Source organism: Deefgea piscis, assembly GCF_013284055.1.
Classification (GTDB): Bacteria; Pseudomonadota; Gammaproteobacteria; order Burkholderiales; family Chitinibacteraceae; genus Deefgea; species Deefgea piscis.
Window position 1 is genome coordinate 3,240,326 of sequence record NZ_CP054143.1, and the last position, 26,078, is coordinate 3,266,403.

Below are 26,078 nucleotides of genomic sequence, written 5' to 3' on the forward strand. Positions count from 1 at the left end.
AGCGGATCAGCGCATCAACGTCGATTATAAAACCAAGCCACGCAACACGGCGTGAGTCACGCGACGCAGCCTTGTGGGGGAAGGCTGGGATGGGTGCGTTGCGCTACACGCCGTCGTATCACCCTCACCCTAACCCTCTCCCATCAAGGGAGAGGGAATGCTGCGATGCTATAACCAGCATCAACACACAAGCAGAACATCACAAAAAAAACAGACGTATTGCCCGCTAAGCCTTGTCAAACATGCGCCACAAGCAAATACATCACCCACGTAGGGCGGGTTAGCCGAAGGCGTAACCCGCCAATTCAGCAATCAAAGGGGTCAGACTCGATTGATTCCACGGAAAACTAGAAATCAATCGAGTCTGACCCCTTTGATTTTATAAATTTCAAGCTCTTCCATTCCATCACATTCAGTTAAATCACGGGGAGAGACACCCGCATTGTTTTTAGCATCGAGAGATGCCCCAGCCTCAAGAAACACGCGGTACGATTCATTCCCATCTTTCGTATAATTAAAAATTGCATTGAATAACGGCGTATTGCCATATTTATTAATTGCATCAACTTCTGCCCCCTCAGCAATTAAAAAATGAGCAATAGCTGAATGCCCATTTTGCGCAACATAATGCAGCGCAGTCCAGCCGTCGTCATCCATAGCATTAATCGCAGCACCCGACTTAATAAGATATTTCACTAACTCCTCAAAACCAAGAGTCGCAGCTCTAATTAACGGAGTGCAGCCAGCTCGGTCAAGTACTTCAATATTTTCACCTGCGTCAATCGCTTCAACTAGCATGGGCAAATCATCGCATTCAACAGCACGCAATAATGGGCTACTAAAAATATCAAATCGGTTTTTCTTTTTCATTATTTCAACTCGTATTTGTGCGATTGGTTTAAAACAGGATCTTAAAATCAAAGGTAAAATCAAAGGGACAGACTCGATTGATTTGGTAAACAAAATCAAACTCCGGCTTAAATTTATCTCTATCCATTAACGCACCATTGATTGACTGCTATTGCACTACGCTCTAAATAATCCCGAAACGAAAAAGAAAACGGCGCATAAGCGCCGTTTTCAAATATCAATCCAATCACTTCTGCCCACTAGTCTGCGTGGCAAACGTCAGCTTGCCGTAGCCGGCGACCCTTGCCGCTTCCATCACGTTGACGACGTTTTGGTGGCTAGTTTGCGCGTCGGCGTTGATGACGATCATCGGCTCGGCGTTGCTGCCCGCAGCGCGGCGTAGTTGTACCGCGAAATCGTCGGGGCTATTAAATTGGGCGGGTTGGCCGTTAATCATTAACTGCCCATTACCCGAAATGCCCACTTGAATCGATTGCGGTTGTTCTTCTTGCTTCACGGCATCGGCCGTAGGCAGGTTGATTTTCAGCTCGGCAAACTTGGAATACGTGGTCGTTGCCATCAAGAAAATCAAAATCACCAACAGCACGTCGATCAAGGGAATAAAGTTGATTTCCGGATCGATGCGGCCACGACGGCCTTTATTGAATTTCATGTTTTATACCGCCTGCAAAGAGCGTTTTTTAAAGTAGCGAGCGCCCGTTTCGAGTGGGCGCTAAGAGCGCAGGAACTGATGCACACACAGTATGCCAATTCACCCTAACAATGCTCAAAACGGAGCGAGAAGTCCAAAGACAAGGCAAAAAGCGACGAAAAACCGGAGTTTACATAGGTAAATGAGGATTTTGAGTCGCTTTTTCGCCGCGTAGCAAGTGCATAGCTAGCCGTATTTGGGCTTCGCAGCCCGTTTTTTTATTGGTGGCGTTCGCCGTGGACAATTTCAACCAGCTTAATCGCTTGCTGCTCCATCTCAACAATAAAGTCATCGACCTTGCTGGCAAAATAGCGATAAAACATCAACGCTGGCACCGCAACGATAATCCCGAAAGCGGTGTTATACAGCGCAATCGAAATCCCGTGCGCCAAAGCGGCTGGATTACCGGCGCCACTTGGGGCTTGCGAACCAAAAATCTCAATCATCCCGATCACGGTACCAAACAAACCCAATAGTGGCGTCACCGCGGCCAGCGTACCTAAAGTCGACAAATAGCGATTTAAGTCATGAGCAACGGCGCTGCCGGTTTCTTCGATTGATTCTTTCATGATTTCGCGCGAGCTTTTTACGTTTTTCAAGCCCGCCGCCAACACCTTGCCCAAGGGGCTAGACGCTGACAATTTATTCAAACTTTCTGCCGTCACGCCTTGGCTACGATACTCTTGTACCACTTTGGCCAAAGTACCTTGCGGCAACACCAATGTTTTACGTAAGGACAGCAAACGCTCAATAATAATGGTCACCGTTGCAATAGAAGCAGCGATAATCAGCCAGATGGGCCAGCCTGCGGCCTCGATGATAGCGAGCATAATAAAAACCTTGATTAGACGAATGGCAAAAACCGCGTAACTTTAGCCCGAATACGGTGTAAGGGGAAGGGTTAGCGCTGAAGATTTAAATAAGATTCACACTGCGCGCAAACGAAATGCGATTCCAAGGTCAATATTTGCGATTTTCCCAGCCGTGCTGCACGCTTCGTGCCTTGCCTCAGGCCAAAAACCGCACACAAACGCGATCCGCAAACCAAACATCAAAAACCCTAGCATCGTCAAAAATTAAGCCCCAAAAAAACGCGTAAAAAACCTCACTCACAAATTGCAAGCCCCTTCGATGTAAATGCTCAATACAGCCTTTAGCGCCAGATTGCTTTAGAATTGTCTATTAAACACGTCTGTAATCCATCGTTCCCGTACACACTTAAGCCAGTATCGCCGGTGCGTTAGGGTGGAGCACGACGCAAGAAATAGTCGATTAACGACTTATTTTATTTTTAGTTTTTATTTTGAGAACCCCATGAATCAAGCGCCCTCTCCCGCCGAGTCTACGAGTCTACTCGAGCGTTTTTTTAAACTACAGCGCCATGGCTCTGATGCCAAAACCGAGTTCATCGCTGGGGTCACTACCTTTTTGACGATGGTGTACATCATCTTTGTCAATCCACAAATCTTGTCCAATGCCGGCATGGATCCACAAGCCGTTTTTGTTGCCACTTGCGTGGTGACAGGGCTGAGCTGCATTTTAATGGGGGCCGTTGCCAACCTACCCATTGCCATTGCACCAGCGATGGGGCTGAATGCCTTTTTTGCTTTTGTGGTCGTCACTGGCATGGGCTATTCGTGGCAAATCGGTATGGGTACGATTTTCTGGGGCGCGCTGGGCATGCTGATCCTAACGCTATTGCGTGTGCGTTACTGGCTGGTGGTCAACATTCCACATAGCTTGCGCGTCGGGATTACCGCCGGGATTGGTTTATTGATTGCGTTGATTGGCTTACAAAACACCGGCATTGTGGTGGCTAATCCAGCAACAATGGTCGCCGTGGGTAATTTAGCGTCGATCCCTTGTATTTTGGGCGCTTTGGGCTTTTTTATTATTTGCATTTGCGCGCAAAAAGGCATTCATTCAGCGGTATTACTTTCAATCGCCGTGACCACCCTACTCGGGTTTTTATTGGGTGATGTGAGCTTTAAAGGCGTCGTAGCGTTACCACCGAGCATGTCTCCGGTATTGGGCCAGCTCGACTTAATGGGCTCACTCGACATTGCTTTGGCGGGGGTGATTTTTTCATTCTTGCTGGTGAATTTGTTTGACTCATCAGGCACCTTAATTGGTGTGACGACACGCGCCAAAATGATCGATGATCAAGGCCGTTTCCCACGCATGAAGCAAGCGATGGTGGTGGATAGCTTAAGCTCAATCAGCGGCGCGGTGCTCGGCACTTCGGCCACATCGGCGTATATCGAAAGCACCTCGGGCGTTGCTGTCGGCGGGCGTACCGGCTTAACTGCGATTGTGGTTGGGGTGTTATTTTTGCTGGCGGTGTTTTTCTCGCCGCTGGCCGCCATGGTGCCAGGCTATGCCGCTGCGGGTGCAATGATTTTTGTCGGTGTGTTGATGTGCTCTGAACTGGCCAAAGTCAATTGGGAAGACCTCACCGAAGCCGTTCCGTCTTTTATTGCGGCCGTGATGATGCCGTTTACGTTTTCGATTACCGAGGGCGTAGCGATGGGCTTTATTGCCTATTGCGTGATGAAAACCGGCACTGGCCGTTGGCGTGAAATCCACCCTTGCTCATGGATTGTGGCGGGTTTATTTGCGCTTAAGTTTTTCTGGGTCGACGCACACTAAAGCGTTGTGATCGCCCTTAGCGCTGATCACACTTTAAAAAAAGCCTTACCCCGAGTCCATCGGGATAAGGCTTTTTTTTTGCTTGTGTCTCTGCGCTAGCCGATTTTTGTGGGGCTACGTTCAAGCGAGCGCACACCTTAAATCGTCGGCTAAAGCCGACCCGACAACATGGTTTTCTGAACGAAAAACATCAGCAAACAGTTTAACCTTTTGCCACCGCCTGCGCGCTCGGCATATTTTCACGCGGAATAATCGCCCCCGGGTGCTGAATCACAATCCCAGCCAAACGATGCGCCTGCATCGCTGCCGCTGAATAATCCATACCTTGCAAACGCGCGGCTAAATAGCCCGCAGCAAATGAGTCCCCTGCCGCCGTGGTATCCACCACTTTAGTGACGGGCTCGGCCGAGATTTCAATTTGCATTTGTGCAGTGGCGACAATACACGCGCTACCACCGCGTTTAATCACCACCTCAGTTACGCCGCACGCTTGAGCTCGCGCAATCACCGCTGCGACCGATTCTTCGCCATACAGCGCCACTTCATCGTCTAGCGTTAGCAAGGCAATATCGGCCAATTGCAAAATAGCGCGGTAATTGGCTTGCGCCACTTCGCGGCTTTCCCACAAACGCTGGCGGTAGTTATTATCAAACACAATCTGGCTGCCGGCGGCCTTGGCTTTTTGCAGCTCAGCCAATAACACCACGCGATCAGCGGCGCTTAAAATCGCCAGACTAATCCCTGACAAATAAATCATCCGGCACTCTGCCAAACCAGCCAACACGCTAGGTGCCGCTGGATGCTGCAGCCAATATTTGGCAGCCGAATCGCTGCGCCAGTAATGAAAATGCCGCTCGCCACTGTCTTCGGTTTCAATCAAATACATACCGGGCAAGCGGCATTGATCTTGCAGCACCCAATCGGTACAAATTTGCTCGCCTTGCCAAGCTTGCATCATTTCATGACTAAAGCCATCCACGCCTAAAGCAGTTACATATCGTACTTCAAACGCGGCATCGAGCTGACGCGCCAAATAAATCGCCGTATTCAGCGTATCGCCACCAAAGCGATAATTTAAATGCGCGGGCTCGCGGCGCAGTTCGATCATACATTCGCCGATTAAAGCGATACCTTGTGCTGTTTTATTCATAATGAGATCACTTCCATTCAAATCGACGGCACTACAAACACCGTCAAAACGCTACGTTAATCAAGCAAGCACTAGGGTCTGTTGACGTTTGGTTTGCGGATCGCGTTTGTGCTGCTTTTGGCCTGAAACAAGGAGAAAGACGCGTGGCATAGTCATTCTATGCAAGCGTTTTTCAACGCAGTGTCAGGCTGACTTGATTTAAAAAATCCGCAGCCAAACCCTAAGGTCTTGCTATAAATATAGGGGTGGGTATATCAATAGGCCTTTTATATTTAATGTTCCACATCAATATACCCAAGATAACTGCATTCAATTTTAGTGTAAATGCGCTACCACACTCGTCGGCCTAAAACTGAAAACAGCCAAACCAGCAACACGTTTTCTACACACCATCAAACCGGCAATTGAAAAGCAGCAGCGAGCTGGCCATTCACTCGTAGCGTACGCTTTTCGCCTTGTGGCAGGACCATATTTAACTGCGTCCACGCCGGTCGATAGTCGCCGGTCACCGTAATACGCACATCAATATATTGCGTGTCGCACCGCATTTGCCAATTCAGTTGCAGAGCATGGCCGTCTTGCCAAGCATGGCTTTCACCATCGTCGTCAAACACCACGCCCACACTGCAACCCATACCACGCAGCGGGAACAAGCGTAATTCGCGCTCAGTATCGAGCTTTGCGGCCACAAAAGCCTCACGCGCCGACATTGGCAACGCCGCACCCGCACGCACCAATAGCGGCAAACGCTCTAATGGTGCATCCAGCTCAATGGTTTGCGCGCCACCAAACCATTGGCCGGTATAAAAGCAATACCAACCTTGGCCATTGTCTGGCAAATACACCGAACGACGGCGCTGCCCCGCCTCCACCACGCTGGCAACTAACACATCGCGCCCGAGCATAAAGTCATCCGTCTCAGCAAACGTATTCGCATCGTGCTCGTGATCCAAGAAAGTCGGCCTCAGCATGGGCTCATCATCTTGGCACGCCTGCCAGAGCAAGGTGTAAAAATACGGCAATAAGCGATAACGCAGTGCAATCACATCGCGAATCATCGCGCTCACCGCCGGATACATCCACGGTTCATTCACCGTTTGGTCGTCATTCCACGAATGAATCGTAAAGCGCGGATGCATCACGCCATTTTGTACCCAACGAACAAACAGTTCCGGCTCAGGACGCAAACCAGAAAAACCGCCGACATCATGGCCCACATTAAATAAGCCCGACAAACTCATCCCCACACCCATGCGGATGTTGTAACGCAAAGTCTGCCAATTGGTTCGATTGTCGCCACTCCACGTTTGCACATAACGCTGCATCCCCGCGCAACCAGAACGAGAAATCAGATACGGCCTTTTGCTCGGCGCAAATCGTTGCTGTGCTTCAAACGAGGCGCGCATCATTAATAAAGGCATTAAGGGGCGAATCTGCTCAATCGTCATGGCCTGACCAAAGCCATGACAACGTGCGCCACGATCCCAAATTTCGTACTCGTTATTGTCGTTCCAAGTGGCATCAATCCCTTGCTCTAGCAATTGCGTGGTGACATTGTCTTGCCACCACGCAATCGTTGCTGGATTGGTAAAGTCCAAATGCGAGCCTTCATCATCCCAATACACCGACATTTCGGGCTGATCGAGCACTGAATCTTGAATAAACAAGCCTTGCGCGGTTAAGTCTTGATACTGCGGATGATCGTGTAATAAACACGGTTTGATATTGGCCGCCAGTTTCATTCCTGCGGCATGAAAATCCGCACTCATTTGCTGTGGGTCGGGGATTTTGTCGCGATTCCAATTAAACACATACCGTTTGCCGCCAATCGAGGTATAGCCCGAAGACAATTGGAACGAATCGCACGGTATCGCATACTGCTGGCAACCGCTAATAAATTGCGACAATTGCTGCTGTGCATCAGGCGCATCAGTGTATTGCATGGTCGAGCCGCTATAACCCAAACTCCATTTGGGGCCAAACAGCGTTTTACCGGTTAAACGAACAAAGGCTTTAGTCACATCCAGCACTTGCGGCCCAAGCATCAGGTAATAATCTAAATCGCCCGCCTCGGCCTGATAGCGGCGATACGGCAAGTGATAATTATCCAGCTCATTGCCCAAATCAAACTGCGTGGTGCTCAAATTGTCATAAAACAAACCAAAGCTCACGCCTTCATGGCGAGTAATCGTCAACGGCAAGTGTTTATATAAGGGGTCGGTCGATGCCGCGTTATACCCCATGGCATCGAGATTACGCATTTCAAAGCGGCGACCTTTACGGTTTAAGTCCCCAGCTTTTTCACCCAAACCATAATAATCATCAGCAGCAAAACGGCGCTGATAATGCGCCACACCCGAGCCTTGTGGGCTGATTTGATACGCATGCTGGGCACGATCTTCGGCCAAATGCTGCCATTCTCCGGCCGCATCACAGTATTCCCACACCAAACGCAACGGCTGATCAATCGTCACGCGCAACTGCGAAGTACTTAAACACAAACTGGTATCAGACTGTGTCAATTGGAAAGCAGGCAGGCTAAAGCCATCCATACTCAACCGCGAGCGCCCAGCCCAAGGTACATCGCCAGTGGGGGCAATCGACCAAGTACGATTGAGTGCTAATTGACCATTTTTTTGAATTAAAACGCGAAATAATTTTTCTTCTAACACCGAAATACAAAATACGTGCTGCTGATCGACTAAAAGCTCAATACCCGAATCCAATTGCCGATGCAAAACCCAAGATTTTAATGCTTTCATTTTCATCACCTATTTGCAAAATAAGTTAATCGACCAATCTGCCGGCAATACCTGCCCTTGGCGCGATCAGATTGGCGCAAAAAACCATCAAAGCGTGTATTGAATTACTTCGGCGGTAGCCAGCCACACGCCGAAGTAGAGCGAAAATTGAATTATTCGTAACCGAACAAATTAGGAATAAACATTGAAATTTCAGGCACAAAAATCACCGCCAACAATGCCAAGACAATGGCACCGTATAAAGGCAATAAAGGCTTAATGACTTTTTCGATCGACACTTTAGCCACCGAGCAACCAATAAACAGCGAGCTCCCCACCGGTGGTGTGCAAATCCCTAAACACAGATTAAAAGTCATCATGACCCCGAAATGAATCGGATTCATGCCCAATTCAACCACGGCAATCGGGTAAAAAATCGGGGTAAAAATCAAAATCGCGGGGGTCATATCCATAAAGAAACCGACCACCAAAAACACCAAATTGATAATTAATAAAATGATGATTGGATTATCCGAGATCGCCAACAAACCATCGCTAATGGTCGCTGGAATATCAGTAAACACCATCGCATAACTCATCCCCATTGAAACGCCAATCAATAGCATCACAATCGAGGTCACCAAGGCCGATTCCAAAATAATGCTTGGCAAATCTTTAAGGCTTAAATCGCGATATAAGAAAGTCAGCACCAAGCAATACACCACGGCAATGGCCGAAGCTTCAGTCGGCGTGCAAAGGCCCGACAAAATACCGCCCATAATGATGATAATCAGCATTAACGATGGAATCGCGGCTTTGCCGTAAAAAATGAAGTCTTTTAATGTTGGTTTTTGCTCCGCCACATAACCGCGTTTTCTCGCGATTAAACCGGCAATCACCATCAAAGCACCGCCCCACAAAATACCTGGCAAATAACCGGCTAAAAAGAGCGCCGCAACTGATGTGCCACCAGACACCAAGGAATACACAATAAAGGTATTGGAAGGTGGAATCAGCAAGCCCACAGGGGCAGAAGCAATATTTACCGCCGCAGAAAACGCCGGATCATAACCTTCTTTTTTTTGTAGTGGCGCCATCACCCCACCGACCGCCGCTGCCGACGCAACGGCCGAGCCAGACAATGCACCAAACATCATATTGGCCAGCACATTGCAATGCAGTAAAGGACCAGGCAAACGGCCACCCAGCACTTTGGCAAAATTAATCAAGCGAATCGCCAAACCACCGCGATTCATAATATTGCCGGCCAGAATAAAAAATGGAATCGCTAATAAACCAAAGCTATCTAATCCCGACGCCATTTTTTGCGCCATGGTCATCAAACTCGACGTCAGCGGAATATCTGCAGCAAACACCAAAGTGGCAATCGACGATAAGCCAATGGCAAATGAAACGGGTAAACCCAAGAAAATCAAAACAAAAAACAAACCAAATAAAACCGACAGCGCAAACCAATCCATGATTATGCTCCTTGTAACTGTGGCGCTTTCAAGTCTTGAAGTAAATCATTCAAGCTATAAAAAGTGATGGCTAAACCATTGAGGGGAATCGCTAAATAGATAATCCACATCGGGATATGCATCGCACTAGACACTTGGCCTTGGGTATTAAGCATGGCCATATACCCGCCCATTACCATCACCGAAACAGAAAAAACAATCACTAAGCAATGAATCAATCGATCAGACCATACTTTGCGACGACCACTTAAACGACTGGTTAATAAGTCAATCGCCAAATGCCGTTTTTGTCCATGCGCCAAAGAAGCACCAAATAAACCCACCCAAATAAAAATAAACCGAGCGCCCTCATCAGTAAACGTACTGTTCACACCCATCCAACGTGCCAACACTTGCCAAATAATACAAATGAGTAGCATTGAAAACAAAAAAATAATCAATTTGGATAAAACAAAATCCAAGCAGCGTTTAATCAATTCCATAATATTATCCTTAACCACTTATAAATATATTTACAACTAACCGTACAACCTTATCTTGGCATTACCCGTCTCTGTATCGAGCTCATCGTAACGCGCACGTTTTTAGATAACCTTTGCACGATTTAATGACAAAACAATTTATCAAGAGATAATTAATTCTCGATACACAATCATCAACGATTTATGCGTTGCAATAATTGCGATAAAGCAAAGAATTAATCAGATTTTTAGATCGCCAAATGTAATTAATTACATCTAGCAATGGACGAAAAAAAAGCACAAATACTTAATCCATTCTTTAAAGTATTTGTGCTCTACCCCTAATTGACTTCGCTATTAAATTAACGACCTAAGGCACGGATTTTTTCAACTTGCTCATAAGTTGCAGGTTCTGTCACTTTGAGCTTATCAAAAATTGGTTTCACGGCTTCTTGGAATGGTTTTTTATCTACAGCCACCACACTCACGCCCATTTTTTTGGCCTTATCCAATTCAACCTTTTCGCTGGCAGTCCATAGTGTGCGCATTTTATTGGTTGATTCTTCAGCCGCTTGTAAAATGGCTTTTTTATTTGCATCCGATAATTTATTCCATACCTTAGTCGACATCACCAATACATCAGGCACCATGGTGTGTTCGTCTAAGCTATAAAATTTAGCCACTTCGCCATGACGATTTAATGTTAATGCGGTTGGATTATTTTCTGCGCCATCAACCACCCCTTGCTGTAATGAGGTATACAACTCACCAAACGACAATGGCGTTGGATTAGCCCCCATAACAGTCAGCATTTCAATCGCGGTTTTACTCGGCTGCACGCGGATTTTCATGCCTTTTAAATCAGCTGGCGATTTAATTGGCTTTTTAGCATAGAAACTGCGTGCGCCAGCATCGTAATAAGCAATCCCGATAAAGCCTTTGGATTCAGAAGACGCTAAAATATCTTTACCAATTGGGCTAAACAAGGTTTTGTAAAAGTGATTGCTATCATTAAAAATGTACGGGTAGTTAAATACACTGTATGGCTTATGGAATACTTCTAGCTCAGAGGCATTAGATTTAGCCAAAGCAATCGCACCATTTTGCACTTGCTCTAATGAATCTTTTTGATCACCCAATGAAGCATCTGGATAAATCCGAATCAGCACATCGCCTTTAGATAATACTTTGGCGCGTTCGGCAAAATACTGCATTGAGATATGAACTGGATGCTGAACACTTTGGTTATGGCTTAATTTCATTCTCACCGCCGACATCGCTGGCGTAGAAACAAAACCCAAAATTACAGCAGAGGCGATCATTTTACTTAATAATGTTTTTTTCATGATTGAATTACACCCTTAATTAAAGAATACCATTCCAACTATCTAAACAACTCAAACCCTAAATAAGCAATCGACCATGCATTGACTATGCCGCAGCGATATAACGCAGGCGATTGATTACTTTTTATAAAGAGAAATATTTTTTGGCGTTGTCATAACACACACCACGAATAATTTGGCTTAATGCCGCTTCGTCGTGCGGATATTCACCAGATTCCACCCACGCGCCGACTTGGCGGCACAATAAACGGCGGAAATAATCATGCCGTGGGTAGGAAGCAAAACTACGCGAATCGGTCACCATACCAACAAATGCACCAAACACCCCGTGATTGGCCAAGGTAATAAATTGCTGCAAATTGCCTTCTTTATGATCGTTAAACCACCAAGCGGGGCCAAATTGCACTTTGCCGGCAATCGAGCCATCTTGATAACAACCCATTAAAGTTGATAGCACTTCATTTAAATTCGGATTTAAACAAAACAGCATGGTTTTAGGCAGGCATTGCTGGGCATCGAGCGTATCGAGTAAATGTGCCAAACCCAATGAAACATCCATACCAGAAATCGCGTCATAACCGGTATCGGCACCAAGTCGAATGAGTTGGCGTTGGTTATTATTGCGCTGCGCGCCAATGTGTAAACACATCGTCCATTGGTGGGCGGCATAATGCGGTGCCAATTGCGACAATATGGCAAATAGATATTGCGATTGCGCTGCTGGCGATAGCAATTGCCCAGCCAAGCGCTGCTGGAAAACAACTTCTAATTCAGCATCACTCATAGTTTGAGGCGGCAAAGCTAAATCAACGGCATGATCACTAATACGCGCGCCTTGCAAATGGAAAAACTCGATGCGCTGCGCTAGAGCCAAAATTAATTGCTTAAACGATTGAATCTCAACACCGCTGCATTGGCTCAGTTTGGCCAAATAATCGATAAATCCAGCGTCATTAATGCGCATGGCTTTATCCGGGCGAAATGCCGGCAATACTCGAGTCGTTAAAGACGAATTGGCAATGCGTTGATGGTCAAGCAAATCATCCGCCGGATCATCGGTGGTACAGGCGATTTCAACATTGGCCTGTTTAAGCATCGACCAGCTATCCATCTGGGCTAACTTAGCGTTAATGTCGGACCAGAGTTGCGGTGCGTTTTTGGCATTAATTATGGTATCAATGCCAAAAATGCGGCGTAGTTCTAAATGCGACCAGTGATAAATTGGATTGCCAATCGCTTGCGGTAAGGCAGAACAAAAGGCATTAAATTTGGCTTCGTCATCAGCGTCGCCAGTAATAAGCGACTCATCAATCCCGGCACTACGCATTAAGCGCCATTTATAGTGATCACCACCCAGCCAAAGCTCGGTCATATTGCGCCACGATTTTCGGTTGGCGATTTCATCGGGGGGTAGGTGTGAGTGGTAGTCAATAATCGGTAAATCGGCAGCGATGTCGTGATAGAGCTGTTGGGCAACGCCGGTATCGAGCAAAAAATCCTGATCCATAAATGATTTCATCATGCTTTCCTTTTGCGACTGACCCGCTGTATTCCAGATCAATGCCTTGCATGGGTTTATTGCCATAAAGTAAGCGCAACGCGAATCGTTGCTGCATCGTGCCGTGCGCGCTCTGCGCCAAGCTGACAGCGATGATCTCAAACCTTACTCACACAACAAAACCATAATAATTACAATTTCAAACTTAAATCACTGGGTATTTAGATATGAGGCTTTTCTAAAAAGAGCTGCATCTAAATACCCCGAGCAACAAATTAAACGCCGGAATACGCCGAGAAGCCGCCATCAATGGCAATCACCGTGCCATTGACAAAACCAGACGCTTCTTCGCTGGCAAGCCAGAGCAAAGTGCCGACCAATTCGTGCGATTCGCCAAAGCGGCCCATCGGCGTTTGCTGAATGATTTTTTGCGCGCGGGCGGTGAATTCGCCACTGTGTTCATCAATCAATAATTTGTGATTTTGCTGCGTCAAAAAAAAGCCCGGCGCCAAAGCATTCACCCGAATACCGGCTTTACTAAAGTGCACCGCTAGCCATTGCGTAAAGTTACTCACCGCGGCTTTGGCAGCGCTATACGCCGGGATTTTGGTCAATGGGCAAAACGCACTCATCGACGAAATATTGATAATGCTGCAACCGCTACGGCCAAGCATTTGTCGCGCAAACACTTGCGTTGGCAGCAAAGTACCGAGGAAATTGAGGTTAAACACAAACTCAACGCCAGCAGGATCAAGATCAAAAAAGCTAGTCAACTCTGGGTCGTCTAAACGATCTACATCCAGATACTCTTGCCCCGTGGTGCCTTTAGGGTGATTGCCACCAGCGCCATTGAGTAATAAATCACAAGACCCCAACTCAGCCAGCACTCGCGCTGCTGCCGCATCAAGCGACTCACGCTGCAACACATTGCACGCCACGCCAATCGCCGTTGCGCCCAAATCACGCATTTGCTGCGCTGCGGCCTCTGCAGCAGCAAGATTCAAGTCCAAAATGGCAATTTTTGCGCCATTTTTGGCCAAGGCCGCAGCCAATTCAGCGCATAACACCCCTGCGCCGCCGGTTACGACCGCAACTTTATTGTTTAAATCAATTTCAAATGGCAATTTCATTGTGCTTGCTCCTGTTTGGCTTTTTCAATCCCTTCCCATAAGCCATTCAAATACACCGCACCCAAGGCGCGATCATATAAACCGTAACCAGGCTTGCCGGTTTCACCCCAAATCATTCGGCCATGGTCTGGACGCACATAGCCTTCAAAACCCGCCTCAAAATAAGCGCGAACAATCTGCCCCATATCTAAAGAGCCATCGCTCGATTTGTGGCTGGTTTCGTGAAAGTCGCCAGCGGCATTAACTTTGACATTACGTAAATGCGCAAAATGAATTCGGCCACGACCGGCAAATTCGCGAACCAATTCCACAATATCGTTATTGCAATCGGCGCCTAAAGAGCCTGAGCACAACGTTAAGCCATTGGCTGGCGTATCAATAATCGCCAATAAACGTTGCAAATCAGCGCGGTTTTTAATAATGCGTGGCAAGCCAAAAATTGGGCGCGGCGGATCATCTGGATGCATCGCCATTTTGATGCCCACTTCGCTGGCCGTCGGAATAATGCCGTGCAAGAAGTAGCTCAAATGCGCCCATAAGGTTTCTTCATCAATGGGGGCGTATTCAGCCAATAGCGCTTTGAGTTCTGCTGGGGTGTAGCTGCTATCCCAACCCGGCAAAGAAATCCCTTGATCTGGATCGATCTGGGCCACTTCAGCCACGCTAAACGCCAAGGTATTTGAACCATCGGGCAAAGGCATGCTGAGCGTAGTGCGCGTCCAATCAAACACCGGCATAAAGTTGTAGCAAACCACTTTTAAGCCGCACTGCGCCAAATTGCGTAATGTTTGGGCGTAATTGGCAATCAAACGATCGCGGCTCGGTTTACCCAATTTAATGTCTTCGTGCACCGGCACGCTTTCGATCACTTCAAATTTAAGGCCGTGCGACTCGATGGTTTGTTTGAGCTTTTGAATATTTTCGACTGGCCAAACTTCACCAACAGGAATGTCGTACACCGCAGAGACAATGCCATCCATGCCAGGAATCTGACGGATATACTCCAAAGAAACCGGATCACTTGCACCGTACCAACGAAAAGTCATCTTCATTACTGCACTCCTTTAAATAGCCTGATGGCCTAGTGGTCAGACCAATTTTCAATGAAATCGATTATAATGATTCGAACACTCACCGCAAGTAAGGGATATCCTCTAGTGGATCCCACTTGTTTTATCGATACAGTGGCGCCGACTCCACCAGGAGCAGCCAAAGCATTCGCGCGACGGAGAAGTAAATGCCATTACCTATTATTAAAGCAGAACGACTGTACCAAAAAATCTCTAAGCTATTGATTCAACAAATCAAAGACGGCAAATTCATTGCCGGACAAGCGCTACCTGCCGAGCGAGACTTATCCCAGCAACTGGGCGTGAGTCGCTCATCGGTACGCGAAGCTTTAATCGTTTTGGAGATCTTAGGCTGGGTCGATATTCGAACCGGTAATGGCGTTTTTGTTAAAAATTTACTACCCGCCCAAGCCGAACCGAATGAATTTGATGAAATCAGCGTTGAAGAATTACTCAAGGCCCGAGAGCTGATCGAAGGTGAACTCGCAGCACTGGCCGCCATCAATGCCAGTGACGCGCAATTATTAGCGCTGCAGCAAGTGATGCAGCAAATGCAAGACAACGCCAAAGACAGCAGTGAATTTCATGATTTAGACATGAAGTTTCACTTTTTAATTGGCGAACTCACGGGCAATACGATTTTAGAAAAAATACTCAAAGACTTATGGAATCAGCGTTACAGCGCGATATTTACGCGCTTTGAAGCGCTTTGCGCCGATGATGTATCGGAAGTAATGCTGCTAGACCATCAAAACATCACCGCAGCGCTAGTCAAACGCGACGCCCCCGCCGCCCGCCAAGCCATGCGCACGCATTTGCAGCATGTCTACAGTAAATTATTCAAACCCAACTTCAGCTAACAACGCCCGACTCAATCGATGAATTGGCCAAACCCGCAGCAGCGGGTGGCCAAAATCGCCAAATCGGGCTTGTCGATTTGTTTGATGCATTTGTTACTTAATGCGCTTCATGCGTGAGAGCGCATTAAGTAACAAGCCACATTTACCGCTGCGCCCAAGCAGCTAGACTTTCAAGCTCGCCATACATGGGCGAGGATGGCGAAAAATCGTAAGCACCTGACTCAATGATGGCCACCGAGCGCTTGCAAGCCTCCGTCTTATCCGCTTGGTTAAGCCATGATTTAACAGTGGATTCGGCGACACCACGAACAGACTTAGTCAACGCATCAATAATCGCGTTGCGCTGGCCTACACCACCACTCACCTCGGCCTCATTTATGCGGGCATCCATGTATTTTTGTGATGCTTGCAGATATTTTGCGTTTCGCTGCTGCCAAACAGCAACAAAGTCCTTGGGTACCTCTAACCGCCCCAGCAAAGCCAGACAGTCCCGCCCCACCCGCCCAACGACAAAATTGGCAACGCCAATATAAGCAATTGAAGCATCCCGCGACTCTGACGTTGCTAAAGTGGTCGTTTGTGCATTGGCGATCGTTGCAAGAGAAAGCAGAAAAACGACAGCCGAGATTCGTAGAGAAATCATGATGAGTAAATGCCAAGATTTAATAAATACTTAATTAGTTCTTGGTGTGGTTGAGGCCATACCGCTTTTAAATTCTTTGATCCAATCCTTAGTTTCACTTTGAACTATCCGATGCTTTTCATTCGCAATGCGCAGTAATTCATCAAGCGCACTTTTCACATCGTTTGATGAATTATTCGCCGGAGAAAATTTACACCAAGAAATTAAAAGTTCATTTTTTAATTTTTCTAAGTCTTGCTTCGCCAATACAAAACGCATCCATGCTTCGGCATTCCCGCCGTACTTCTCAAAGGCAAAAAGTGTGGCAATAAAAATCATGGTCACTGAAGCATATAAAGGTGAAATGACAACATCAATCGGCGATGGAATTTGAGTTAATACGGGGATTAGCGCAGAAACGCCCCCAAGGATAATCATTCCACGACGTGTCCATCTCGCAAAACGGCCACGTTGACCGGCCTTTTTACCATACCATGCAATTGCACAATCCAATTCATTAAGTAGATTATTTTTGATTTCTTCCACCCCTGCTGGGTTACACAAATCATTAGCTTTTTCACACACTTTAATTAATCCTATTTTTAATCAGCCCAAACGGCTTGATGTTTTTGATGAAATTCATTTAAACCCACTTGCCGTATTCGCTCCAGCCAAGCCTCTGCATCTGTTCGTGTCGCACGGTGTTCAATAGCAGCCTCGCGCAGCAAGGCGTATTCCGTGCGCAAAGTGGTGGGCATAATGCCGGGGTCGTCGGTATTAATACAAACTTTAATTGGGCCACGACGCAAGCCAAATTTATTATTGACTTCGCCAGACTTTAGACTGACATCATCGATCGGATACCACCGAAAAATTGGGTGATCTGCATGCTTATTGAGTTTAGCGATATAAACATTCGACGTTGGATTAGCCTCAATTAGCAAACCTTTTTGATCATAACTATCTAATAACCAATCTTGCAATGCATGCATAAATTCCAGCTCTTGCATTGAATGATTATCTTCTAGCAAATCCATTTCATTAATGACTTTTTTTTGCCATCCACTATCCATACGTGCACTGGTATTTAAACTAATTTTTACTTTGCGAATGCCATCCTTGTGCTCGCAAGCCAGCTGAGGTGCTTGCTTTCCTTCTTTTTGCAATGACAACCAATCCGCACGAGTTCGAAACAATTTCACCTCGGGCAAAGACTCTGATTGCTTCTTAAATTTGGATAAGTCACGCTCACATAATTCGCTTAATATTTCTCTATCTGGCAAGGCAGCAACCGTTAAATCATCCAACACCTCACTAGCATCCCATTGTTTTAACTGATAAGCGCAATTTCGACGTAGTTGCCATGCCTTAAACAAGACATCAGGATGCAATTGAGCAATCCGCTCTGCAGAAGCACAGTTCTTTTTACCTTTATGCAACATATGAATTGAGGCCATACCAATACACGCAGGATGAGCCCAAGGCACAAAAGGGAGCATTCGCCGGATGCGGCGCTCCAACATCGGCATCACTTGCGCCGCAAGCGCCAAATGCTCACTCATCAATCCGGCGTAATGCCAAGCCCAAACCAAATTATCGACGTGCTCATCAACAGGAATAACCATCTCACCCTGCCGCGCCAACCAATCAGCAGGAATAATGCCCAGTGCCAGCGCATGACCGAGCCGATCGCCCGCCTGCATCTCACAAAATTGCACGGTTTCATCCAAGTGCCGCATACCCGATAGCGGATGACCATAGTCTTCACCGGCATGCACACTTAAATGCAGGCCTTTGCTGGCTGGCTCTTCTCTTGATTTACGCCGCATTCCTTGGCGTAACCAACGCAAGGCTGGCGCATAGATTTCGGTTTTGACGAGGTTTTCATCCCCTGCCACATCTAAGCCCCGCACCCATCGCGAAGGAATTAACCGAGGATGATCTGTATTCAGCGCCCTGCTGCTTGGCCCCAATAATTCGGGTCTATCCCAACCAGCTTGCTTATCCATATTGTCGAGCAGCGTTTTTGCTTCATTCCATACCGCTTGCGGATTATTTTGAAAGCTGGAAGTTCGCACAAAATGGATGCAATAGTGCCAGCGCTCCATCATGGCCCGATATTTTTCGGCCTCTTTTTCAGCTAGCGGCATCAATCCATTCGGCGCCTTAATTCCGCTAGCATGAGCCAATTGCCCCAACCAAGTCGCAACCACCTCAGGCCTGAACTTACTTTGAGTCACTTTCAGCTCAGCAACATCCCCCGCCCCCTGAAACAAAGTACCCGCAGCATTAATGCTACTTATATGCCCATTACTATTGCGTAGCGGACGGCCATAATACTGAACAAAACGGCTTAAGCCTTGACCATCCATAATGAGTTTTCTGCGTAAGGTCATCAAACAATTGAGCAGATAAAAAATCGCCACTCGCAATCGCCTTGGGCATTCTTCATGCTGATAATGGGTCCATAGCCAAATCAAAAACCAATGCCAAGCCTGACTCATATTGGCTTTAGCTATGCTACGAGCAATTTGCTGACGCAACCAACGCGGATTTTTTGGATTAGCCTCTAGCGATTCACTCGCCACCATCGGCCAATCTAAAAATTCCGCCGTATTGGTTTGCCATTGCCCACCTAGCGTTTTACGCAGTAGTGCTGACAAATCTTGCTGCGTCGTTTCATCCGCCGTACAGCAAGGCAACCAACTACCCCTTGCCAATAGCGCAATGGCCACGCGCTGTAATTCAGTGATGGCTTGAAGATCGACATCGGGTTTGCCTGTGGAATCATTTAAATCCAGCATCCCAGCCATCAATACCAGGCCATCGTATTGCACGCCACCCAAATGCACATGGTTATCCGCTACGGCAGCGTTTGTATTGGGTAAGGGGCTAAAAAATGGCTGCTGACTGGCAACAATGCGCTGCAAATCATGCGCATCCAGCACCGGCTTGGATGCCACACGCCGTACCATTCGCCAAGTGGCCATCAAAGCGGGATCTAAGCGAGCGCTCATCCGGGCATAAGCCTGCTCACCCCCATCCCGATACTGCAAATAATCGCCATGCTCTTGCATCAAAGTATTAAACAAATGCTCAAGACAGGGCAAATCGCCGGTGACAAACATTCCTCGCGGCCAGACCACCTCTAAAGCATGCGCAATATCACCCAAACGAAATCGCCGCGCGTAATCGGCATCCAGATCCTCTTTGAGTAATTGCAAACAAGCAGACTCAAAGCGAGTGCTATCCATTAAATCCGCGGCAGACGAATGCAGCAGATGCGCTTTTAATTTATTGGCTAGGCTTTTACTGGAAAAACTGGTGGCGATGGCTAGCTCAAATAAGGATTGTTCAAGCATTATCTTTCGGCATTAGATTAAAGAACTTACCCACATTTGAGGTATTACTAAGCTTACCCAATGATTTAATTTTTTCCCACATGATTGACTCATAACCATTAAGTGAACTTTCAAATTCATTATAGAATTCAACATTATTTTCATTGTTAATAGCCAATAATTTAATCGCATCTCCATTCTTAGATTCAGGATATTTTTTCTTTAAAAATTTTGACACTGCACGTGATAGATATTTCCAAATCTCCACCTCCTTATATTTTGCTTTCTTATTTATTCTATCATTTTTAATTTCAGGAACAGATAAAGTAAGATCATCGAATGCCGATTTCAACAAATCCTTCAACGGATGGCTATAAAGTGCACGAGTGAATGAACTCAGAATAGTAAATTCCACTGAATCCAGTGGGTTTTCAATTTCCCTTAAAAACGGATATATATTCTGCAAATACAATTGATTTTTCTCAAAATCTTTACTTGCCACACTCCCATTTACAAACGCAATTTTATTACCAACACCAAATATATCGCTCTTTTCAAAGCTACCAAAAATTGCGCAAATTGACTCAAACGATCGAATTGCCACATCAGCAGTGTATTTCAATATTGAATTGTCATACTTATATCCGTGTTGATCTAAAATCCAAGAATCACCCACGCTAACCTGATTAAAATACTTGTTCATCACATTGTAAATCAACCAAGCGTGCGGTTTCACTTCCCGTGACAACAAGAAATGCTCTTTGCGCCATAAATTAATAGCTTTGACTAAACTGAGTATCACACCATCTAAATCAAAATTAGGATATTTAGTGGCCCCAGCCTTTTTTTCATTGATCTCTTCATCGTACAGGTTAAATGTTTTAGTTCCTGCCAATTCCAAAACAGAATAAAAAGGTGCCCTAAGCAGCAAATCTCTAATATCTTTTTCTGTTATATCTTTAATTAAGCTAGCAATCAAAAGCTCAAAAACACGCCCCGTCAAAATCAAGTCAACTTCTTGACTTCGATTGTAAAATCCAGAATAAAACATTAGCTGTCTAACAAATTCAATTTGCTCATTACTATTAAACAAATAATCTTTTTTATTAAAATCACCACTTGAAACACCCTTTTCTAAAAGTGGGTAAGGAAGAGCACATTGTTCAGGTAACTTGCTTCGCCACTGTTTACTAGGCAGTATATCAGCGACGTGCGCGCCCCATGTTTCGCGAATACCATCGATTAAATTAAATCTGCCATACTTTAGAAGTCCATGATTTAGGGGTTTAAATAAATCACCATATAAAACCTCTCCAATTTCTGATTTTTCACTTAAGCCTAACCACTCAACATTAGTGCTCATCACCAAATAAGCCGCCGCACCATCTTCATGACAATTAAAGTAGTCTCGTAATTCCTTATACCAACTCATCAAGTTTGACTTTTCTGCATTATCCTTTACAAAAACATCAGCACCGCAAATCAACTTTCTTATTATTTCTTTCTCACTACATTTCTCTATATCAAGATTTACAAGCAAATCTTTCACTTGACTAATCAGTTGCACCAACTCTCGAATTGAGAAAATTGGCAAATAAAATGCACTATTTTCAACGCCGTTAACCCTTTCATTGAGTAGCGCATCAAGCCAACACTTTAACTTTGGCAAACCCATAAAAACAGAATTGCCACCACCAGCAATCAATCCAATTTCTTTATTATTTAAATAATCATTAATATTTGGAACATCAATCCGTCGAGCAAACGGCAAAACTTTTCGTTGATATTCATTTGCTAGATCTTTTGAACGTTCTTTTGCATCTATCAACTCTACCTTATGATCTTTGACAATTCGTCCATAAAAATCACGCCACGTTACATCATGATAAAGATCTAAATCACCACTAATAATCGGCACAACAAAGGGAGACGCCAAATATTTACGCACTACCTCCATATTTTCAAAAGCATGCTGCAAAGAAGTATCTACATCATCAATTGGCAATACAATGAGTTTCTTATCTGTCAGATCAAGCGCACACTTAAATAACTGATGCACTTCATCGGCAATACCATGATTACCAATAAAAGCCCGTAATTTATCTAAACCATGTTTTTCTTTTTGTGTTTGCACACCTTCTAGTGCATTGCCTAGTTTTTGCAATTGCTCATAAAATTCTTCTGACTTTCTGTCGCCTTTATTTAAGGCCTTTTTAATTTGCGTATCCCGAATTAATGCAGCAACGATAATATTTAGAAATAAATCATCACCATTTTCCAGCAGCGTTGGATCAACAGGCTTTAAAATCAATAATTTGTTTTTGAGGCCGTCTTCCCCATCCATATACATCTGCAAATTAACCAACACGGAGCTTTTACCGGTACCGCGACCACCATCTATCAAAATGGCTTCATGGGCACGATGTTCATCTAGATCATCGAATTCGCCGCACTTAGTTGCCCCCTCTAGCTTCGCAACACTGTTTTTGAGTAGCTCAGCGATTTTTTGAAATACATCACGGGCAAGCAGGGTATTTCGATTTTTTTGCTTGGCTTGTTCGCCCTGATTAATCGGCAAGAAGATAGTGTGTTCTGAGGAGTCAGTCATTTAAATGGGGGCTCTAAGTTAATTATGTCAATTCAATATTGAGCAATCATACCCGACGAACGGTATTTTTACCGTTTTAGTAACCTAATTTAGGATTAATTGAAAAACAACCAACAATAGATATTCTAAATTTCTTGCTGATTAACAAAGCGACTCAGCCAAAAGCGAGAGAACGAACAAACCACGCGGGCAATTTTTAGCACCACAGATTGATATGCCCGCGAGGAGCTGTTGCAAAAATACCAAGGCAGCCATCAGAATCAGCTGAAAGATTCGGTTCAGCAACCACTTTATTGACAAAATGTAGTCCGTTTTTAATCCTCAATTTCTGTGGACAATTTTGTGGGGAAGTGCTAAAAACGGGGCCAAAAGCGTGGTTTTGGTTTGATTTGTTTAGTTTGCCTAGATTTTAGGCAAAAACAATAAACACATACAAATCAACAACTTAACACCAACAAATGAACTACAACTTTAAAATATTATGCCAAATGGCTTAGATTGGCGATTTTGTGGATTAATTAAGGCTGGATTCGCGTGAAAACTGATTTGTCAATAGCACAAAGTGCTGTATTTTCTGTCACGCAGCTGAATAGAAAAGTACGCACGCTTTTAGAGACTGGTCTGCCGCAGCTTTGGGTGGTTGGCGAGATTTCTAATTTTAAGCGTTACGATTCAGGGCATTGCTACTTCAGCCTTAAAGATGCGGGCGCGCAGGTGCGCTGCGTGATGTTTCGCAATCGGGCTGGTTTACTCGATTTTCAACCGCGCGAAGGCTTGCAAGTTGAAGCACGGGCGATTGTGACTTTGTACGAAGCGCGCGGCGATTTTCAGCTCACCATCGAAGCGATGCGCCCAGCTGGCCTAGGCGCCTTGTTTGAGCGCTTTGAAGCCCTTAAAAAGCAACTCGCTGGCGAAGGCTTATTCGATCAAGACAATAAACGCCCACTACCGCAATACCCCAAGGCCATCGGCATTGTTACCTCGCCGGCGGCCGCAGCGCTGCGCGATGTGCTGGCGACGCTGGCGCGCCGCACACCCAATACGCCGGTAATTTTATATCCCACCCCCGTGCAAGGGCTGGATGCCGCACCGCAAATTGCCAATGCCATTCGCACCGCCAGCCAGCGCGATGAAGTCGACGTACTGATTGTGTGTCGCGGTGGCGGTAGCTTAGAAGACTTATGGTCGTTTAATGAAGAGGTCGTCGCCCGCGCCATCGCCGCGTGCAATATGCCGGTGGTGAGCGGCGTTGGCCATGAAACCGACTTTACCATTTGCGATTTTGCCGCCGATTTGCGCGCCCCTACCCCAACTGCGGCCGCTGAACTGGTGAGCCGCAATCGGCAAGAATTACTCAATTTATTACATCACCAGCAGCAACGGCTAGTTCGGGCATTTGAGCGCGAGCTACACAATAAAATGCTGCAAGTCGATCAGCTCGGTCGCCGCCTACAGCATCCGGGACAAAAACTCGCCCGCCAGCAAGCACAGCTGCAATTACTACGCAGCCGATTTACGCATCGTTTTCACAGCCAACTGATTGAGCGGCAAGAAGCGCTCAGCCGCCTGTCGTTGCGCCTGAAGCATCAAGCGCCCGATCTGCAGCGCCAACAACTGCGGCTGGCGCAATTGCGCGCAGCCTTGCAGCGCGCCATGCACGGGCAAATTCAAAGCCAGCGCCAGCAAATCGAGCAAGCCACGCTCAAACTCGCCCCATGGAATCCGCAAACGGTGTTAGCGCGCGGCTACGCACTGGTGAGCCGAACCGATGGCACCCTCGTTCGCCAAGCCAACGAAGTACGCGCCGGTGACACACTCAATGTGCAATTTGCCGACGAAAAAATCAGCGTCAACGTTAACCAAGGTGTGGTTGAGCAAAAAGAGTTGCCCATTTAATGGTGGCTTGGTGCGGATGCGCTGTGCGCGTCAAGCCGAAGCTAAAACCTCGCGCAAACGCACCGCTGGTGAAGTGAGGCCATCAAGAAACCGTGCACGCACGGAAGCTAAATTTAAATTGATGTCTCCACAAGGCTTTACACCAAGCAGTTGAGCGCCGGCAAAATCACGACGACCTATTTCAACAATTGCCTTAAACCAAAAAACAGCAATAACACCCCAAAGAATGATTCAAAATACAACTTCATTTTTCTAAAAATTAACGACGCTCTTTGGTTGGAAAGAACAAATACCACAATAGAAAACCACAGTGTTGCGACAACGACAACCGCAAGTAGCATGCCAAAAAGCAATGGCCAGCCAGCACCAGACGGCGCAGCAGTAGATAATGCAGACGCATAGTAAATTGCCGCTTTAGGATTGGCCATTGTGGTGGATAGACCTTTAGTGAATGCGGCCAGCAAATGAACGTTCTCGGTGCTGATCCCTTCTGGCAATGGCGTGCGCGCATTTTTCAACAGTTTATAGCCCAGCCACATCAGATAAACAGCACCAGCGAATTTGATTGCCAAGAACATCGACGGAAATAATTCAAATAACAGCCCAACCCCAAGCAGCGCGGCTCCCGCCCAAATACCATTTCCGAGCACGACGCCTGCGGCCACCAATGCGGCTAATTTTCGGTTGCCGGTCACCGCTGTGTAGGAAACGGCAATAAAATCCGGCCCTGGGCTTAAAATCCCCACAGCAGAAATTGCCGCTACCGTTGCTATTGCAGATATCTCATTCACGAGTAGCTCCTTATGCAATTAATCCATCAGCTTAGCGTTCAATTTTCACTTTTTCTCGATTACATGCTGGGCCTTGGTCAACATGTCTCACCGATTCTTATTGAGCGTGGGCATTTATGGCTGAAGCGTTTTCTTCATATAAAATCGAGTGTGGCCGGGCGGGCAATTCTCCAGCTCACCAAAGACCTCGTAACCGGCATTGGTATAAAACGATTTGGCTTGCCAATCAAATGTATCCAGATGAGCCATGTAACCACCTTGCTGTCTTGCTGCGTTTTCGGCATGCTGCAGCAGTAACTTGCCATAGCCTTTTCCTCGATGAGACTCATCAACGAATAAAATATCAACATATAAAACCTGCCAGCAATACAGCACACTATTGATCCCGCCAACCAGCTCACCGGCCTCATTCTTGAGTGAAAACGACAAGTCTATAAATGCTTCTTTTTGATTAAAAGAGACATTGTTTGAATTAAAGTGAACCAATTTATCATCGATAAGCTCGCGTTCAACGTGGGTACTCTGCTCAAGGTTCATTGGTATTTGCCTCTTTGATTTGATCTTTATTGTGGCGATCACATTGCCTTGGCATTGCGCTCATCCCTAGGCCATATCGCCCAGCACTAAGCTGGCGTAGCGAGGTCCGTAGCAGCTGGGTGCGGTGCGGTCAGCACATCATGACGCGCGCAACGGCGAACGAATTCTATTGGAGGATGCTTGTTCAATACTTTGCATTACTTGCTATGTTGCTAAGAGTCAGACAACGATTGTTTTTGGGACGAGCCTTAATGCGGCAACAGACTAGGCTGAGGTGTAACGTGTCCCGTAACCAAATACTGCTGTAAACAATTGTGCGGCAGACACTTCAAACCC

General features: G+C 46.2%; 20 protein-coding genes. 3 read left to right on the plus strand and 17 right to left on the minus strand.

Annotated elements, in window-relative coordinates:
• Nucleotides 1-354 precede the first annotated feature (354 nt).
• From HQN60_RS15050 to HQN60_RS15060, 3 genes are all read right to left on the minus strand, one after another.
• Nucleotides 355-870, minus strand: a complete 516-nt coding sequence (locus HQN60_RS15050) for an ankyrin repeat domain-containing protein (protein WP_173534435.1) — start codon at nucleotides 868-870, stop codon at nucleotides 355-357.
• Nucleotides 871-1,096: 226 nt separating this feature from the next.
• Nucleotides 1,097-1,522 carry an ExbD/TolR family protein gene (locus tag HQN60_RS15055; RefSeq protein WP_173534436.1) on the minus strand — a complete coding sequence of 142 codons (426 nt, stop codon included), beginning with the start codon at nucleotides 1,520-1,522 and terminating at the stop codon, nucleotides 1,097-1,099.
• Nucleotides 1,523-1,779: 257 nt separating this feature from the next.
• Nucleotides 1,780-2,391 carry a MotA/TolQ/ExbB proton channel family protein gene (locus HQN60_RS15060; RefSeq protein WP_173534437.1) on the minus strand — a complete coding sequence of 204 codons (612 nt, stop codon included), beginning with the start codon at nucleotides 2,389-2,391 and terminating at the stop codon, nucleotides 1,780-1,782.
• Nucleotides 2,392-2,875: 484 nt separating this feature from the next.
• Between HQN60_RS15060 and HQN60_RS15065 the strand changes: the two genes are divergently transcribed.
• Nucleotides 2,876-4,210 carry an NCS2 family permease gene (locus HQN60_RS15065; protein ID WP_173534438.1) on the plus strand — a complete coding sequence of 445 codons (1,335 nt, stop codon included), beginning with the start codon at nucleotides 2,876-2,878 and terminating at the stop codon, nucleotides 4,208-4,210.
• A 202-nt stretch (nucleotides 4,211-4,412) separates the two neighbouring features.
• Here HQN60_RS15065 and kdgK read toward each other — a convergent pair whose 3' ends face one another.
• The 8 genes from kdgK to uxuA all read right to left on the minus strand — a co-directional run bounded on the left by kdgK (nucleotide 4,413) and on the right by uxuA (nucleotide 15,069).
• Nucleotides 4,413-5,360: a 2-dehydro-3-deoxygluconokinase gene (kdgK, locus tag HQN60_RS15070; protein ID WP_173534439.1), complete on the minus strand. Its 948-nt coding sequence runs from the start codon at nucleotides 5,358-5,360 to the stop codon at nucleotides 4,413-4,415.
• A gap of 392 nt (nucleotides 5,361-5,752) precedes the next feature.
• Entirely contained in the window at nucleotides 5,753-8,122 is a 2,370-nt protein-coding gene (locus HQN60_RS15075) for a glycoside hydrolase family 31 protein (RefSeq protein WP_173534440.1), read from the minus strand.
• A 152-nt stretch (nucleotides 8,123-8,274) separates the two neighbouring features.
• Complete coding sequence (locus HQN60_RS15080; protein WP_173534441.1) at nucleotides 8,275-9,582, minus strand: TRAP transporter large permease; 1,308 nt, start codon at nucleotides 9,580-9,582, stop codon at nucleotides 8,275-8,277.
• Nucleotides 9,583-9,584: 2 nt separating this feature from the next.
• Nucleotides 9,585-10,064 carry a TRAP transporter small permease gene (locus HQN60_RS15085; protein WP_173534442.1) on the minus strand — a complete coding sequence of 160 codons (480 nt, stop codon included), beginning with the start codon at nucleotides 10,062-10,064 and terminating at the stop codon, nucleotides 9,585-9,587.
• A 341-nt stretch (nucleotides 10,065-10,405) separates the two neighbouring features.
• Complete coding sequence (locus HQN60_RS15090; protein WP_173534443.1) at nucleotides 10,406-11,389, minus strand: TRAP transporter substrate-binding protein; 984 nt, start codon at nucleotides 11,387-11,389, stop codon at nucleotides 10,406-10,408.
• A 124-nt stretch (nucleotides 11,390-11,513) separates the two neighbouring features.
• Entirely contained in the window at nucleotides 11,514-12,911 is a 1,398-nt protein-coding gene (uxaC, locus tag HQN60_RS15095) for a glucuronate isomerase (protein WP_217390157.1), read from the minus strand.
• A gap of 251 nt (nucleotides 12,912-13,162) precedes the next feature.
• The gene (locus HQN60_RS15100; RefSeq protein WP_173534444.1) at nucleotides 13,163-14,017 is read right to left on the minus strand and encodes an SDR family oxidoreductase; all 855 of its coding nucleotides are present in this window, start codon (nucleotides 14,015-14,017) and stop codon (nucleotides 13,163-13,165) included.
• A complete protein-coding gene (uxuA, locus tag HQN60_RS15105) occupies nucleotides 14,014-15,069 on the minus strand; it encodes a mannonate dehydratase (RefSeq protein WP_173534445.1) in 1,056 nt (351 codons plus the stop codon). Before uxuA ends, HQN60_RS15100 begins: the two co-directional genes overlap by 4 nt.
• A 185-nt stretch (nucleotides 15,070-15,254) precedes the next feature.
• Between uxuA and HQN60_RS15110 the strand changes: the two genes are divergently transcribed.
• The gene (locus HQN60_RS15110) at nucleotides 15,255-15,947 is read left to right on the plus strand and encodes a FadR/GntR family transcriptional regulator (protein ID WP_173534446.1); all 693 of its coding nucleotides are present in this window, start codon (nucleotides 15,255-15,257) and stop codon (nucleotides 15,945-15,947) included.
• A 142-nt stretch (nucleotides 15,948-16,089) separates the two neighbouring features.
• Here the strand turns inward: HQN60_RS15110 and HQN60_RS15115 are convergent, their stop codons facing one another.
• Genes HQN60_RS15115 through rdrA form a run of 4 tightly spaced genes read right to left on the minus strand, consistent with a single transcriptional unit; the run spans nucleotide 16,090 to nucleotide 22,518 of the window.
• Entirely contained in the window at nucleotides 16,090-16,590 is a 501-nt protein-coding gene (locus tag HQN60_RS15115) for a hypothetical protein (protein WP_173534447.1), read from the minus strand.
• A gap of 30 nt (nucleotides 16,591-16,620) precedes the next feature.
• Nucleotides 16,621-17,154, minus strand: a complete 534-nt coding sequence (locus HQN60_RS15120; protein ID WP_173534448.1) for an SLATT domain-containing protein — start codon at nucleotides 17,152-17,154, stop codon at nucleotides 16,621-16,623.
• Nucleotides 17,155-17,171: 17 nt separating this feature from the next.
• On the minus strand, nucleotides 17,172-19,931 hold the full coding sequence (gene rdrB / locus HQN60_RS15125) for an antiviral RADAR system adenosine deaminase RdrB (RefSeq protein WP_173534449.1): 2,760 nt from the start codon (nucleotides 19,929-19,931) through the stop codon (nucleotides 17,172-17,174).
• Nucleotides 19,924-22,518, minus strand: a complete 2,595-nt coding sequence (gene rdrA / locus HQN60_RS15130; RefSeq protein WP_173534450.1) for an antiviral RADAR system adenosine triphosphatase RdrA — start codon at nucleotides 22,516-22,518, stop codon at nucleotides 19,924-19,926. Before rdrA ends, rdrB begins: the two co-directional genes overlap by 8 nt.
• Before the next feature lie 534 nt (nucleotides 22,519-23,052).
• Here rdrA and xseA point away from each other — a divergent pair.
• Nucleotides 23,053-24,414 carry an exodeoxyribonuclease VII large subunit gene (xseA, locus tag HQN60_RS15135; protein ID WP_173534451.1) on the plus strand — a complete coding sequence of 454 codons (1,362 nt, stop codon included), beginning with the start codon at nucleotides 23,053-23,055 and terminating at the stop codon, nucleotides 24,412-24,414.
• Between the two features lie 176 nt (nucleotides 24,415-24,590).
• Here the strand turns inward: xseA and HQN60_RS15140 are convergent, their stop codons facing one another.
• Both HQN60_RS15140 and HQN60_RS15145 read right to left on the minus strand, forming a co-directional pair.
• Nucleotides 24,591-25,205, minus strand: coding sequence for a LysE family transporter (locus tag HQN60_RS15140; protein ID WP_173534452.1), 615 nt, complete (start codon nucleotides 25,203-25,205; stop codon nucleotides 24,591-24,593).
• A gap of 114 nt (nucleotides 25,206-25,319) precedes the next feature.
• Entirely contained in the window at nucleotides 25,320-25,742 is a 423-nt protein-coding gene (locus HQN60_RS15145; protein ID WP_173534453.1) for a GNAT family N-acetyltransferase, read from the minus strand.
• Nucleotides 25,743-26,078: the final 336 nt, after the last annotated feature.